At 47.7% G+C, this 13,986-nt stretch carries 14 protein-coding genes; all 14 read left to right on the top strand.

Annotated elements, in window-relative coordinates:
- Positions 1 to 27 precede the first annotated feature (27 nt).
- On the top strand, positions 28 to 960 hold the full coding sequence (rsmH, locus tag AC5LIL_RS09215) for a 16S rRNA (cytosine(1402)-N(4))-methyltransferase RsmH (protein ID WP_499823945.1): 933 nt from the start codon (positions 28 to 30) through the stop codon (positions 958 to 960).
- A 23-nt stretch (positions 961 to 983) separates the two neighbouring features.
- Positions 984 to 1,346: a cell division protein FtsL gene (gene ftsL / locus AC5LIL_RS09210; protein ID WP_074034895.1), complete on the top strand. Its 363-nt coding sequence runs from the start codon at positions 984 to 986 to the stop codon at positions 1,344 to 1,346.
- On the top strand, positions 1,346 to 3,493 hold the full coding sequence (locus AC5LIL_RS09205; RefSeq protein ID WP_499823944.1) for a penicillin-binding protein: 2,148 nt from the start codon (positions 1,346 to 1,348) through the stop codon (positions 3,491 to 3,493). Before ftsL ends, AC5LIL_RS09205 begins: the two co-directional genes overlap by 1 nt.
- Before the next feature lie 57 nt (positions 3,494 to 3,550).
- The gene (locus AC5LIL_RS09200; RefSeq protein ID WP_499823943.1) at positions 3,551 to 4,855 is read left to right on the top strand and encodes a UDP-N-acetylmuramoyl-tripeptide--D-alanyl-D-alanine ligase; all 1,305 of its coding nucleotides are present in this window, start codon (positions 3,551 to 3,553) and stop codon (positions 4,853 to 4,855) included.
- A gap of 21 nt (positions 4,856 to 4,876) precedes the next feature.
- Entirely contained in the window at positions 4,877 to 5,836 is a 960-nt protein-coding gene (mraY, locus tag AC5LIL_RS09195) for a phospho-N-acetylmuramoyl-pentapeptide-transferase (RefSeq protein WP_214745601.1), read from the top strand.
- A 14-nt stretch (positions 5,837 to 5,850) separates the two neighbouring features.
- Positions 5,851 to 7,188: a UDP-N-acetylmuramoyl-L-alanine--D-glutamate ligase gene (gene murD, locus AC5LIL_RS09190; protein ID WP_499823942.1), complete on the top strand. Its 1,338-nt coding sequence runs from the start codon at positions 5,851 to 5,853 to the stop codon at positions 7,186 to 7,188.
- Positions 7,185 to 8,261, top strand: coding sequence for an undecaprenyldiphospho-muramoylpentapeptide beta-N-acetylglucosaminyltransferase (murG, locus tag AC5LIL_RS09185; RefSeq protein ID WP_499823941.1), 1,077 nt, complete (start codon positions 7,185 to 7,187; stop codon positions 8,259 to 8,261). The genes murD and murG overlap by 4 nt, the downstream gene beginning before the upstream one ends.
- 14 nt (positions 8,262 to 8,275) lie before the next feature.
- Positions 8,276 to 9,046 (top strand): cell division protein FtsQ/DivIB, encoded by a 771-nt coding sequence (locus tag AC5LIL_RS09180; RefSeq protein WP_499823940.1) that lies wholly within the window; start codon positions 8,276 to 8,278, stop codon positions 9,044 to 9,046.
- Between the two features lie 228 nt (positions 9,047 to 9,274).
- Positions 9,275 to 10,561, top strand: a complete 1,287-nt coding sequence (gene ftsA, locus AC5LIL_RS09175) for a cell division protein FtsA (RefSeq protein WP_214691764.1) — start codon at positions 9,275 to 9,277, stop codon at positions 10,559 to 10,561.
- 46 nt (positions 10,562 to 10,607) lie between these two features.
- Positions 10,608 to 11,750 carry a cell division protein FtsZ gene (gene ftsZ, locus AC5LIL_RS09170; protein ID WP_499823939.1) on the top strand — a complete coding sequence of 381 codons (1,143 nt, stop codon included), beginning with the start codon at positions 10,608 to 10,610 and terminating at the stop codon, positions 11,748 to 11,750.
- Positions 11,751 to 11,804: 54 nt separating this feature from the next.
- A complete protein-coding gene (pgeF, locus tag AC5LIL_RS09165; protein ID WP_274664030.1) occupies positions 11,805 to 12,566 on the top strand; it encodes a peptidoglycan editing factor PgeF in 762 nt (253 codons plus the stop codon).
- Positions 12,563 to 13,216, top strand: a complete 654-nt coding sequence (locus AC5LIL_RS09160) for a YggS family pyridoxal phosphate-dependent enzyme (protein WP_499823938.1) — start codon at positions 12,563 to 12,565, stop codon at positions 13,214 to 13,216. The genes pgeF and AC5LIL_RS09160 overlap by 4 nt, the downstream gene beginning before the upstream one ends.
- 23 nt (positions 13,217 to 13,239) lie before the next feature.
- Positions 13,240 to 13,710 (top strand): cell division protein SepF, encoded by a 471-nt coding sequence (locus AC5LIL_RS09155; protein ID WP_499823937.1) that lies wholly within the window; start codon positions 13,240 to 13,242, stop codon positions 13,708 to 13,710.
- A 4-nt stretch (positions 13,711 to 13,714) separates the two neighbouring features.
- A complete protein-coding gene (locus AC5LIL_RS09150) occupies positions 13,715 to 13,984 on the top strand; it encodes a YggT family protein (RefSeq protein WP_074034873.1) in 270 nt (89 codons plus the stop codon).
- Positions 13,985 to 13,986: the final 2 nt, after the last annotated feature.

Genomic DNA, 13,986 nt, shown 5'->3' with positions numbered 1-13,986 from the left:
AATATGTAGGTTGAGAGGGTTTTTTGAATGTTTGAGCATGAAACGGTTTTAAAAATGGAGTCCATTGAAGGATTGAACATCAAACCAGATGGTATATATGTGGACTGTACGTTAGGTGGAGCGGGTCATAGTGAAGAAATCGCAAAGCGTTTAACGACGGGACAACTATATGCGTTCGACCAAGATGACGTCGCACTCGCGCACGCGAAAGAGCGATTGGCTCCTTATGAAGGCCGTGTGACGTTTATAAAGAGCAACTTCGTTCACTTGAAAGAAGAACTCGCCCAACATGGTGTGATGAAAGTGGACGGCGTACTATTCGACCTAGGCGTTTCATCGCCTCAGCTTGATGAGGCAGAACGTGGATTCAGTTACAATTACGACGCGCCGCTCGATATGAGAATGGATCGCTCGCGAGAGTTTTCAGCTTATCATGTTGTGAATGAATGGTCGTTTGGAGAACTTGCTCGTATTTTCTTTACATACGGGGAGGAAAAGTTTTCAAAACAAATCGCACGAAAGATTGAGCAAGCCCGTGCCGATAAACCGATTGAGACGACGTTTGAGCTTGTCGACTTAATTAAAGAAGCAATTCCTGCACCAGCAAGACGCAAAGGCGGTCATCCAGCGAAACGGACGTTCCAAGCGATTCGAATCGCCGTCAATGACGAGTTGAACGTATTCGACCGTGCCGTTCAAGATGCGATTGATATACTCGCAGTGAACGGACGCATCTGTGTTATTACGTTCCATTCATTAGAAGATCGAATTTGTAAACAAGTGTTTAAAGAACGGAGCCAACACCCGCCGTTACCACCAGGATTGCCGGTTATTCCGAAAGAGTTCGAACCTGAACTCAAATTGATCACACGCAAACCGATTGTGGCGAGTGAAGGAGAACTCGAAGATAACCGTCGTTCACGCTCGGCAAAACTGAGAGTGGCCGAAAAACAAAAATAATCACTTTGTAGGAGGGATACCTGATGCCAGAAGCTGCCCGTAAGGCGTTGCAGCCTCAAGTTACACCGAATCGAAATCCGATTCCGCAAGAACGACCAATACCTGCTCCAAAACGACGCACGTTGACCTTGTTTGAATCGATCCTGTATCCAGTGATGATTGGTTCAGTGGTCGTGTTCGGTGGCATCACGGTGTCAAAACACAACGAAGCGTATAACATGATGCGTGATACGGCAGCCGTCAACCAGCAGGTAAATGGGGTTGCAAAAGAAAACGAAGAACTAAAGTATGAAATCGCCCAACTAAGCTCGCCAGAACGAATTTACGCGATTGCCGAGAAACTCGGAATGAAATTCAATGAGAAGAACGTCAAGGTGATTGATTGATGAATTCTCTACAACAGAGTAAAAAAAGAGTGGCGTGGGTAGCGATTGTCTGCTTCACCCCACTCTTTTTATTTTTTGTCGGATGGTTTCTTTATTTGTCTGTCACGCATACATATAAAGGCGAGAATATGTTGGCGTTCGCTGAAGAGCAGCGGTGGAAGGCAGTCAGTACGTTAGAAGCCGAACGAGGCGAAGTGTATGACCGTTTTGGTCAACCGATTGCCATCAACATTCCTTCGTATCGACTTGTCGCCGTATTAAAACTTGGTGGCAAGCGGGTCGAAGGGAAGACGCTCATGCCAAACGAGTTCGAAGAAGCTGCGAAACAACTCGCGACCGTGCTTCCGATGACAGAGGCCGACATCTTAAAGCGACTGGAGCAAAATGTCGACCGCGGCCAAATCGAGTTCGGTGTTCCCGGGCGTGATTTAACCGTTGAACAAAAAGAAGAAATCGAAGCGTTCGAACTTCCGGGTATTACGTTCGTCGAAGAACCGAAACGTTACTACCCGAATAAAGTGTTCGCATCTTCTGTCATCGGCTATGCGCAAAAGATTGACCAAAACGGTCGGATCGAGCTCGTGGGTGAACTCGGAATCGAAAAATCGCTCAACGATATTTTAAGTGAGTCGTATGGTTTGTATCGATTCGAAAAAGATTTGGCAGGGCGCGAGCTCGTCTCGAGCGATGAACAATTAAAAATCGAGCCAGAAGACGGGGCTGATGTGCAACTGACGATTGATCATCGGATTCAACAGCTTCTCGAGACGAAGATGGATGAGTTATATGAGGAATATGAACCGAAAAATGCGACGGCCATCATTATGGATCCGAAAACAGGAGAAATCATCGCCTTATCGGACCGTCCATCTTTCGACCCGAACACGCGTGAAATTTCCTCATACAGTAACTTCTCGGTCTCGTCTCGCTTTGAGCCAGGGTCGACGATGAAAATTTTCACGTTGGCGGCTGCAATTAACGAGGGCGTATATAATCCGAACGAGTTGTACAAGTCAGGATCATACAAATACGGCAAGACGGTATTTAATGATTACAACATTACCGGATGGGGTACCATTCCTATGGTAGAAGGCGTCTGGCACTCGTCGAACGTCGCGTTCTCGATCTTAGCGAACGAACGACTCGGTCTCAGTCGCTATGAAGATTACTTTAAAGCGTTCAAGTTTGATCAACGGACCGGGATTGATTTACCTGGCGAGGTAAATAGTCAATTCGACTTTGAGAGTCCGATGAACGTCTTGATCACAGCTTGGGGACAATCGACCGCGGTGACGCCAATGCAAATCTTGCAGGCGACATCTGCGATTGCAACGGACGGCACGATGAAACAACCACACGTCATTAAGAAGATTGTCAACAGCGAGACGGGCGAAACGATTCGGACGACGAACCCGAAAGTGGTCGGTCAACCGATTACCGCAGAGACTGCGAAAAAGACGCGTGAAGCACTCGACGGTGTCGTCAATAGCGATGTGGGAACAGGCCAACTGTATGCGTTAGATAACTATCAAGTGGTCGGGAAGACGGGTACTGCCCAAATCGCTGAGAACGGAAAGTATTTGAGCGGACAGTACATTCACTCATTCGTCGGGATGGCACCGGAAGACGATCCGGAACTCGTCATGTATATCGCAGTCGATCGTCCGAACAGTGACTCGTCGACAACGGGACCACGCATCATGGCGCCACTCTTCAAAGACGTGATGGATGTCGCGTTACGTTACCGGAGTGTCGAACCTGAAAAACAAGAAAAAGCAGTCGATGCCTCGACAAAGACGACGACATCGTACATCGGTAAAAACCGTGAAGATGTCGTAAAAGAGGCGACTGACAGTTCATTCAATCCGATCGTCTTAGGTGAAGGGGATGAAGTGACGGCTCAAAGTCCTGTAAAAGGACAATCTTATGTCGTCGGTGAGCGACTGTTGCTAAAAACGGGTAATTCGTTTACGATGCCAACATTAAAAGGGTGGTCGTTACGAGATGTAAAACGTTTAGCGACGCTTTATCAATTAAATTTAGAAATTGATGGTACCGGATTTGTCACATCGCAATCGATTGGCAAAGGGAAACCTGTCAAGACGGGTGCCTCCTTGAAAGTGAAATTGGAGACACCATCGAATTAACGCACGAGATGAAGAGGGCTGCGGCTCTCTTTTCCTATGTATGAGGAGGAAGTTTGTATGGAACAATTGACAGTTCAAAAATTAGCGTCTTGGTTTGGGATCGACGTGGAAGACAATCGTCTCGTCGAACGCGTCGCCACAGATTCGAGAGATGAGAATGGGGCAGGACTATTTGTCCCGATCGTCGGTGCACGTGTTGACGGTCATGACTACATCGAAGCAGCGATTGAGAAAGGGGCCATCGTCACGTTTTGGGAAGAAGGTCGCCCTCAACCGGACAATGTGTTCGTCATCCCTGTCAAATCGACGATCGACGCCTTGCAAACGGCAGCGGCACGCTATTTAGAGGAAATCAATCCACTCGTTGTCGCCATTACCGGATCAAACGGAAAAACGTCTACGAAAGATATGATTGCCGTCGTACTTGAAGAAAAATTCAAGACGCACAAGACAGCTGGAAACTTCAACTCGGACGTTGGTTTACCGCTCACCGTCCTTCGCATGCCGCGCGACACGGAAGTGGCCGTGTTGGAGATGGGCATGAACGGATTTGGTCAAATCGAGCAATTATCGAAAATTGCCAAACCGGACGTGGCATTTGTCACGAACATTGGGGAGTCACATGGTGAACAAGTCGGCGGACGCACAGGTATCGCGAAAGCGAAGCTTGAAATCAAGGCTGGTCTTAAACCGGACGGACGATTAATCGTCGATGCGGACGAACCACTTCTTGCCGGTCAAGGCTATCGAGTTGGATACGATGAGACGGCGGACGGGAAAATCGAAGTGATCGAGACGACGTTCGATGCATCCATCTTTAAATACAATGGTGACTTGTACGAACTGAAGGTGCTCGGTGCCCATCAAATCCGAAACGCGGCTTATGCCATCGCGTGCGGTCTCGAGTTCGGACTCGATCATACGATGATTCAACGTGGTCTTGACCGTATCAAACTGACGACCATGCGAATGGAGAAGCAGATGTTCGGTGAAGCACATCTCATCAACGATGCATATAATGCGAGCCCGACATCGATGATTGCGGCAATCGAAACGGTCAAGTCACTCGAAGGCTTCTCGAAGCGCGTGCTCGTCCTTGGCGATATGTATGAGCTCGGAGCGGATGAACAAGCCCAGCACACACAAGTGGGTGACGTCGTGACATCTCCTGTGACGGATTGTATTCTCGTCGGTGAAAAGGCGAAATGGATTGCGGGTGGGATTCAAGACAGGCGTGTGAACGTCACATGTGTCCCGAACGTGGAGGAAGCGAAGGCGCTCCTTCATCGTTATCAACGTCCGGATACTGTGGTATTGTTAAAGGCATCTCGAGGACTGGCGCTTGAGCGTCTCGTTCAATAAATAGAGTAGTGAGGTAGCAACATGTTAATTAGTTTAATTGTCTTAATCAGTGCATTATTAAGTGTATTAATCGTCATGCCGCGAGCTATTCCGGCATTGCGTCAGTTAAAATTTGGACAAGAGATTCGTGATGAAGGTCCAGGCTGGCACCAGAAGAAATCGGGAACGCCGACGATGGGCGGAATCGTCATCTTGCTCGCCATCTTAGTCGGCTTCATCGTGTCTGTCATCTTCGGGGAAGCGGTCGCCGGATTCGGGACACTTCTATTCGTGACGATGGCGTTCGGGGTAATCGGATTTTTAGATGACTATATTAAAGTCGTGAATAAACGAAACCTCGGGTTGACGTCACTTCAGAAGTTGATTGGTCAAATTGTCGTATCCGTTCTGTTCGCCTGGTTCCTATCACTCGGTGGAGAGCTTGATACGTCGATTTCGATTCCATTCACATCGATTTCATTTGAGACAGGTTGGTTCTATATCGCCATCGTCATCTTCTGGCTTGTCGGCTTCTCAAATGCCGTCAACTTGACGGACGGCCTTGACGGTCTCGTCTCGTTCTCGGCGATTCCAACGTTCACATTCTTTGGGATTTATGCGCTCGCACAAGATGAGCTTGGGATTGCCTGGTTCGCATTCGCCGTCGTCGGCGCATTGATCGGGTTCCTCGTTTTCAATAAATATCCGGCGAAGATTTTTATGGGCGATACAGGTTCGCTCGCATTAGGTGGAGCCGTTGCAGGACTAGCGCTCATGTTGAAACTTGAGTTACTTCTCGTATTCGTCGGGATCATTTTTGTCATCGAGACATTGAGCGTCATCTTGCAAGTTCTTTCATTTAAAACGACAGGGAAGCGCATCTTCAAAATGAGCCCGATTCATCACCACTTCGAAATGGTCGGTTGGTCGGAATGGCGAATCGTTCTTACTTTTGGTGGAATCAGTTTAATTACAGCAGGTTTATCATTACTACTCATGTAAAAAGGGAGAGACAGATGGAAAAGCAATGGCACGGTAAAAAAGTTCTCGTCCTCGGCGCCGCCAAGAGCGGGATCGCAGCGGCGACGTATCTGCATCATGCGGGAGCGGATGTGACGATCAATACGGGGAATATCCCTCCCGAAGACGAACAGGAAAAAATTCAGTCACTTGGGATTCAATCGGTGTTTAATGAACATCCCCTCGCTTTGTTGAATGAGACAGAGTTGATTGTGAAAAATCCAGGGATTCCGTATCACATCCCATTGCTTCAAGAAGCGATGTCCCGTGAGATTCCAATCTACACGGAAGTCGAGCTCGCCTACATGGCAACCGAAGCAGAATTCGTCGCAATCACAGGCTCGAACGGAAAGACGACGACAACGACACTCGTCTATGAGTTACTCAAAGGCGGAGAGCGCCCGGTTCATCTCGCGGGAAACATCGGATTCCCGGCCATCGAGGTCGCGACAAACGCGAAAGCGGGCGAATTGATTGTCATTGAACTGTCTAGCTTTCAGTTGATGGGGGTCGAGTCCTTCCATCCGCGTTCGGCAGCGTTGCTGAATCTATCAGAAGCCCATCTCGATTATCACGGCAACTTCGACTCGTATGCAGATGCAAAAGGAAACTTGTTCCGTCAGATGACACGTGACGACCAAATCGTCGTCAAAGTGACAGACGCTGAAGTGATGAAACGTGTCCCGGCTCATCTTGAACCGAATACGTTCAGCTTTGAGCGAGGAGATGCGTCCGTTGTGGACGGTTGGGTCACGGTACGCGGAGAGCGAATCATTCGTGTAAATGAATTGGCATTAGGTGGTGCCCATAACGTCGAGAACGTATTAGCGGCTCTTTTGTTGGTCGAACCGTTTGCACTTCCAAAAACACACGTCGAGCGTGTATTACGAAACTTTGGCGGTGTCGCACATCGAACTGAAAGTTTAGGTGATGTTCTCGGACGTACCGTCTACAATGATTCGAAGGCGACGAACAACGTTGCGGCGGAGGCGGCGCTACGAGGATTTGATGCTCCGATCGTGTGGCTTTGTGGAGGACTCGAACGTGGTGCGGACTTGTCTTCGCTCGCGCCAGCTCTCTCAAACGTAAAAGCTGTCGTCGCGTATGGGGAGACAAAAGAGCGTTTTAAAGAGCTTGGGGAATCCCGACAGATTCCATCTTTCACGGTCGAGACGTTAGCAGACGCCGTTCCACTCGCGTTTGAACAATCTGAGACGGGAGATGTCATTCTCTTATCTCCTGCTTGTGCGAGTTGGGACCAATTTAAGACGTTTGAAGAACGAGGCGAACAGTTTGTCCATCTCGTTCGCGCATATGAGGAGGCGAACCGATGAAAGTCATGATTTCTGGTGGAGGTACCGGCGGTCATATTTATCCGGCCCTCGCATTGATTGAGACGTTACAAAAACGTCACCCGAATTTACAGGTACAATACGTAGGAACGGAGAATGGGTTAGAAGCCGATCTCGTTCCTCGAGCAGGTGTCCCGTTCAAATCGATTCAAATCGCTGGATTGAAACGGTCCCTCTCCCTCGAGAACTTAAAAACGGCGTATTGGTTCTTGAAAGCTGTCCGCTCTCTTAAAAAAGATATGGCAGCATTCAAACCGGATGTCGTCATCGGAACGGGCGGATTTGTCTCAGGACCGGTCGTCTATACGGCGCAACAACTCGGTATCCCGACCATTTTGCATGAACAAAACAGTATCCCAGGGTTAACGAATAAGTTTTTATCGAAAAAGGCGGATCGGGTCGCCCTTTCCTTTAAAGGGTCAGATGTTCATTTCTCTGGGGCAAACGTACGCTTGATTGGAAATCCGCGTGGAAGTGAAGTGCTACAGACGAAAGTCGACGATGCAGCTGTACGAGAACAGTACAATCTCGATGAACGACCAATCGTATTGATTTACGGAGGGAGCCGTGGCGCCGAAGCAATCAACCGTGCCGTCACTGAGGCCATCCCAGCGCTTTCAGACTTACCAATCAACGTGCTCTACGTCACAGGGAAAGTGCATTACGAATCTGTATCGAAAGAAGCCCCATCGTCTGAAAACGTACACGTTCATCCGTACGTCTATGATATGCCTGCCTTACTCGCTTGTACGTCAATCGTCGTCTCGCGTGCGGGAGCTTCGACGATTTCTGAATTGACCGCCCTCGGTTTACCGAGCGTATTGATTCCGAGCCCTTACGTGACAGCAGACCATCAGACGAAGAACGCTTCTGCCCTTGTTGAAAACGGTGCAGCGTTACTCGTGAAAGAGGAGTCGTTGTCAGGAGAGACGCTCGTCGAAGCGATTCGCCAAGTGCTTGGCAAACAAAATGAGATGGCGAACGCATCCCGTGCCCTCGGATATCCGGACGCGTCGGATGCATTAGCCGACTTAGTAGAAGAAGTCATTCGATAAAGGAGTAGAATCCGATGGAACCAAACCAACAAACGGTACGCAGTCTAGAAGACCGTATTCCGTACATGAAAAAGCAGCGACGGAAAAAAGCGAACCGTCGGATGTTCTCCGTGCTTTCCTTGTTTGGAATTCTCATCCTACTCGTGGTCTATATGCAAACTTCGATGTCAAACGTGAAAGAAGTGAACGTATCTGGGCTATACTGGCTTGATGAATCCTACGTGTTTCAAGACATGGAGCTCGACACATCGACAAAATTTGTCAGTCTATCACCGAGCAAGATGAGTGACCAAATGGAAAAGTTGCCGGGTATCAAACGAGTAGACATTGACCGATCTTGGTATAACGTGGTTCACGTAAACGTGACAGAAGAGAAGATGATTGCCTATGCTCGTGCGGAGACGGGAGATGTCGTCGTTTTAGCAGACGGCTCACTTCATCCGACAGGCACCATTACCGACCCTCAGAAGTTAAAAGATGGTCCACTGCTTAGAGAGTTCAATTCGGAAAAAGAACTCGAAAAGATTGCCAGTGAGTTGGAACAAGTCGATGACGCGACGCGAGCGCGTATGTCGGAAGTCATCCTGTCTAAACAAAAGGGAGAGCCGACACGTTACGAGATTTTTATGAATGACGGAAATACGCTTCTCACCCCGACACTGAAATTAAGCGAGACCGTTTCGAAATATGGAGAAATCTATGAAAACATTCCGAAAGGTCAGCAAGGAACAGTCGTCATGGATGGTGGTTTTTACTTTGTTCCATACAAGAAAACGAATGAATAATCAGTTATATTACAGTCCTTAGACACATAAGGGCTGTTTTTTTGTCGTTTGTAAACGAATTGATAACGCGAAACCGCTTAAATTGTAGGATTCTACCTTTTCTCACTATCTTATTTGTTGTAAACTTAGACGTGAGATATCTTGTCGAAACCAACAATTTTTTTGGATATCTGTCATATTTGTCATGTAATTTGCAAAGGAAAATTATAGAGCGGAGGTGTTTCCCTTTTGGAAGCGAATGGTTATGTGGCCGCATTAGATATTGGAACGTCAGAGATTAAGCTCGTCGTCGGTGAATTGCTCGGCGGAACGCTTAATATTTTGGCAGAAGGGTGTGCACCGTCTGCAGGGGTGAAACGTGGTGCTGTCGTAGACATCGATAAAACAGTCCAAGCGATCAAACAGGCCGTTGAACACGCGGAGACATCGTTAGGTGATCAAATTCGATCTGTATACGTTGCCATCGAAGGGGAACATATCCAAATTGCCCCATGTCATGGAATCGCATCCGTGAAGCGGGAAGATCAGGAAATTACAGATGCAGACGTGATGGAAGTCATCAATTCAGCACAAGTGATGCGATTACCGGATGAGATGAGTGTCATCGATGTAATCCCATCATCATTCACGGTGGATCAACAAACGGGTGTCGTCGATCCTCGTGGAATGCTTGGTTATCGACTAGAAATGCATGGGAAAATGGTTACTGGATCGAAGACAATTTTACATAGTATTCGTCGTTCGATTGAACGTGCCGGATTACACCTCGAAGGATTTATTTTAGGGAACCTCGCGCTCGGCATGAGTGCAGCTTCTGTAGATGAAATCGACCTCGGCATTGGTCTTGTCGATGTCGGGCACGAAAAGACGACGGTCTCGGTATTTTATCGCGGAGATCTCGTTTACTCGTATATCCTTCCAGTCGGTGGAGACCATATGACAAGAGACTTGGTCTATAAGCTAAATTGCAAATATCAAGACGCCAAAGTGGCGAAAGAAGAATACGGTCTCGCACTCGAAGAAATGGCTGATGGAACAGAAGGTTTCTCCTACACGAACATCAATGGGGAAGTGGCGTTCGAACCACAGTCAGAAATTAGCTATGTTTTAGAGGCGAGAATAGAGGAAATGTTTACCCTTATGTTGAATAAGGTTCAAAAAGTAGGTGTTCCGATGCTGAATGGCGGATACTTACTTTGCGGTGGAGCTGCTGCTCTACCAGGTATTCAAGAGTTAGCGACTCGTGTCATGGGTCAAAAGACGAGATTGTATCAACCGTCGTCGATTGGCGTCAGACATCCAAAATACGCGACAGCAGTCGGTGTTTTGAAATATGTCTTAATGAGTGATCATCACGTTTCAAAATCTCAACTCGAAAAACCGGAAGTTCGCTACGAAACGCTTCACAATAAGCAGGAACCGACCGATACTCATGTTGGAGAGAACGAATACGAGACCGATCAAGAGTCGAAAAAAGGTTTTAGTCGTTTGATGGAAAAATTATTTGGCGTTTAAGCTGACGTTGTAATACAACTTGGAAAATAAGTAGGGGGATACCTGAATGATGTACTTTGATGAGGCGATTGACGCCGTAGCAAAAATTAAAGTAATTGGAGTCGGAGGCGGCGGTTCAAACGCCGTTAACCGTATGATTGAACATGGGGTACAAGGAGTTGAGTTCATCGCTGTCAACACGGATGCTCAAGCCTTGAATATGTCGAAAGCCGATGTGAAACTTCAACTTGGTGCCAAATTGACACGTGGTCTCGGTGCTGGTGCGAATCCGGATATCGGTAAAAAAGCGGCAGAAGAAAGCCGCGAACAATTGATTGAAGCGCTTGATGGAGCGGATATGGTTTTCGTCACAGCTGGTATGGGCGGCGGGACAGGAACTGGTGCTGCACCGGTCATCGCTGAGATTTCAAAAGAAATCGGCGCGCTCACAGTCGGTGTCGTCACAAAACCATTCATGTTTGAAGGCCGGAAGCGCATGCAACACGCGCAACATGGGATTCAAGCGTTTAAAGAAAAAGTAGATACACTCATCGTCATTCCAAACGATAAGCTTCTTGAAATCGTGGAACGCAACACACCGATGATCGAAGCCTTCCGTGAAGCGGACAACGTCCTTCGTCAAGGTGTACAAGGGATCACTGACTTGATCGCCATCCCTGGTCTCATCAACCTTGACTTCGCTGACGTGAAGACGATCATGACAGAAAAAGGATCTGCACTCATGGGTGTAGGTGTTGCTACAGGTGAAAACCGTGCCGTTGAAGCAGCGAAGAAAGCAATCTCTTCACCACTTCTCGAATCTTCAATCGAAGGAGCGAAAGGTGTCTTGATGAACATTACAGGTGGGCTCAGCCTTAGCTTGTATGAAGTGACAGAAGCAGCTCAAATCGTTCAAAGTGCCGCAGATGAAGAAGTAAACTTGATCTTCGGTTCGGTCATCAACGAAAACTTGAACGATGAAATCATCGTCACCGTGATTGCAACTGAATTTGCTGAGGAAGCGCAAGGGACAAACCCATTCCTTCAGCAGCCGAAAAAACAGCCAGAGGTTGAGAACAAGGAACCCCAACCAAAAGCAAATGAAGCGGCTCAACAAGACGAAGGGAACTTCCATCGCCCAGTGTATGGAGGAGACGTCCCAGACGAGACGATCAACATCCCTGCGTTCGTGAGACAACGCCGTAACTAAACAACAAGGGGGTGCCGTGACTCGGCATCCCTTTTTCTAAAAAAGGAGAAACCGATGCAACTGTTACATACATGGGAAACCGAAACGAATCGCTATCATGCTTACGTGACGACACGGACGAACGGACACAATGCCGGAAACGTCGGTCTTCATGTCGGCGATGATATTGAGGGAGTCATTCAAAATCGTCAATGGTTCTTTCAACAGGCGAATCTTTCGCTAGAAGACTCCGTTTGGGCCGACCAAGTGCACGGGACAACGGTCCAAAGCGTGGATTCAGCGGACAAGGGCAAAGGTGCGTTTCGATATGACGAGGCGATTTCGCAAACAGACGGACTGATCACAAAAGAAGAAGCATTGCCGCTCGCTCTCGTCTTTGCAGATTGCGTACCTCTCTTTTTCTGTGCGAAAGACCATGGAGTCATCGGTGTCGCTCATGCGGGTTGGAAAGGGACCGTCGGTAATATCGTCACGTCCATGATCCAAGCGTTTGAAGAACAAGGCATCGATGCGACAGAAGTGGACATGCTCGTCGGTCCAGCGATTGCTGGGAATGAATATGAGGTCGATCGTCGAGTGCTAGATGCGGTTCAATCCGTTTCGCCGACTGCCTATCAAAAAGCCGTTCGACAGGAGTCGGGCGACCACGCCTTGTTGTCACTCCAAGCCGTCAATGAAGTGTTGGCAAACGAACATGACACGTCCGTCATGCAATCGAATTTATCGACTGGCGCAAGCACCCCGTTTTTCTCGTATCGAGACGGAGAAACGAAACGTCGATTTGCGGCAGTCATCGTCAAGGAGCGTAAATTGTGAGTATTTCAGATAACGTAAAACAAGTTCAATCCATCATGGCAGCTCACGTTCAAGATGTGGAGCCTACTTTGATTGCCGTCACGAAGTCGGTAGGCGTAGATGTGGCCAATGCTCTCTACGCAGAAGGAATTCGTGACTTCGGTGAAAATCGTCCAGATTCCTTACTTGAGAAAGTGAACGGCATGCCAGAAGATGCAAAGTTTCACTTCATCGGCACGTTACAGACACGTAAAGTGAGACAAATCATCGATTACGTGGCAGCTATTCACTCATTGGATCGTTTATCACTCGCTGCAGAGATCGATAAACGAGCGAGCGAGACGATTGATTGCTTCGTTCAAGTGAATACGTCAGGAGAAGATTCAAAACATGGTCTTGAAATAGAGGAAGTTATGCCTTTCATCGAGAACTGTAAACAGTATCCTCATATTCGAATCATCGGGTTGATGACGATGGCACCGTTCACGGAAGAAGAGTCAGTCCTTCGTGAGACGTTCGGTCGTTTACGTCGATTACGTGATGAAGTGACCGCAAAAGGGTTTGAACACGCCCCTTGCACGGAGCTATCGATGGGGATGTCAAACGATTATCCAATCGCGATTGAAGAAGGCGCATCGTTTGTTCGTATTGGTACCGTACTTGTGCAATAATATATCTTAAGGAGGAATCCGTTATGTCAATCAAAAACAAAATGAAAGATTTCTTTGGACTCGAGGAAGATCCGAACAGCACATACGAAGAAGAAGAGTTTGCCGTCGCAAACACATCAGCAACTTCTTCAACTGAAACAACGGTCGTGAGACAAGAGGATCGCCCAAAATCAGCAAACAATCTCGTGGCATTGAATACGAAGAAGAAAGAACGCTCGAAAGTCGTATTGGCTGAACCACGTGTATTCGCTGAAGCGCAAGATATCAGCGATCAATTGAAAGAAAACCGTGCTGTCATCGTCAATCTTCAGCGCATGTCAAAAGAGCAATCACGTCAAGTCGTCAACTTCCTTTCTGGTGTCGTATATGCGCTAGAAGGATCGATGACTTCGATTGGACATAACACGATTCTGTGTACTCCGAACAATGTCGAATTGACTGGTTCAATCTCAAACTTGATTTCGGAGGATGAACTTCACAGTAAAGGGTGGTAACTGAATGGAAAACGTAATCCCTGCCTTAGGCAATACGTTAAGTACTTTGCTTGGTATTTATAGTTGGGTCCTGATTGGCTATATCTTATTATCATGGTTCCCGAACGCACGTGAATCCATGTTCGGACAAATTTTATCGTTTTTATGTGAACCATTTTTAGCACCGTTCCGACGGATTATCCCACCAATCGGTGGCATGCTCGATATCTCTCCAATCGTCGCATTGTTCGTGCTTCGGATGGCACAAGCCGGTATCGCTGCCATTTTCGGGTGATG

Source organism: Exiguobacterium sp. RM11 (assembly GCF_059821525.1).
Note: the sequence above shows the minus strand (reverse complement) of the source record. Positions and strands in the feature narration are given on the sequence as shown.

Bases quoted from the DNA above. Each gene is read 5' to 3' on its own strand.
- rsmH (WP_499823945.1), top strand. From the start codon at position 28: ATGTTTGAGCATGAAACGGTTTTAAAAATGGAGTCCATTGAAGGATTG.
- ftsL (WP_074034895.1), top strand. From the start codon at position 984: ATGCCAGAAGCTGCCCGTAAGGCGTTGCAGCCTCAAGTTACACCGAAT.
- AC5LIL_RS09205 (WP_499823944.1), top strand. From the start codon at position 1,346: ATGAATTCTCTACAACAGAGTAAAAAAAGAGTGGCGTGGGTAGCGATT.
- AC5LIL_RS09200 (WP_499823943.1), top strand. From the start codon at position 3,551: ATGGAACAATTGACAGTTCAAAAATTAGCGTCTTGGTTTGGGATCGAC.
- mraY (WP_214745601.1), top strand. From the start codon at position 4,877: ATGTTAATTAGTTTAATTGTCTTAATCAGTGCATTATTAAGTGTATTA.
- murD (WP_499823942.1), top strand. From the start codon at position 5,851: ATGGAAAAGCAATGGCACGGTAAAAAAGTTCTCGTCCTCGGCGCCGCC.
- murG (WP_499823941.1), top strand. From the start codon at position 7,185: ATGAAAGTCATGATTTCTGGTGGAGGTACCGGCGGTCATATTTATCCG.
- AC5LIL_RS09180 (WP_499823940.1), top strand. From the start codon at position 8,276: ATGGAACCAAACCAACAAACGGTACGCAGTCTAGAAGACCGTATTCCG.
- ftsZ (WP_499823939.1), top strand. From the start codon at position 10,608: ATGATGTACTTTGATGAGGCGATTGACGCCGTAGCAAAAATTAAAGTA.
- pgeF (WP_274664030.1), top strand. From the start codon at position 11,805: ATGCAACTGTTACATACATGGGAAACCGAAACGAATCGCTATCATGCT.
- AC5LIL_RS09155 (WP_499823937.1), top strand. From the start codon at position 13,240: ATGTCAATCAAAAACAAAATGAAAGATTTCTTTGGACTCGAGGAAGAT.
- AC5LIL_RS09150 (WP_074034873.1), top strand. From the start codon at position 13,715: ATGGAAAACGTAATCCCTGCCTTAGGCAATACGTTAAGTACTTTGCTT.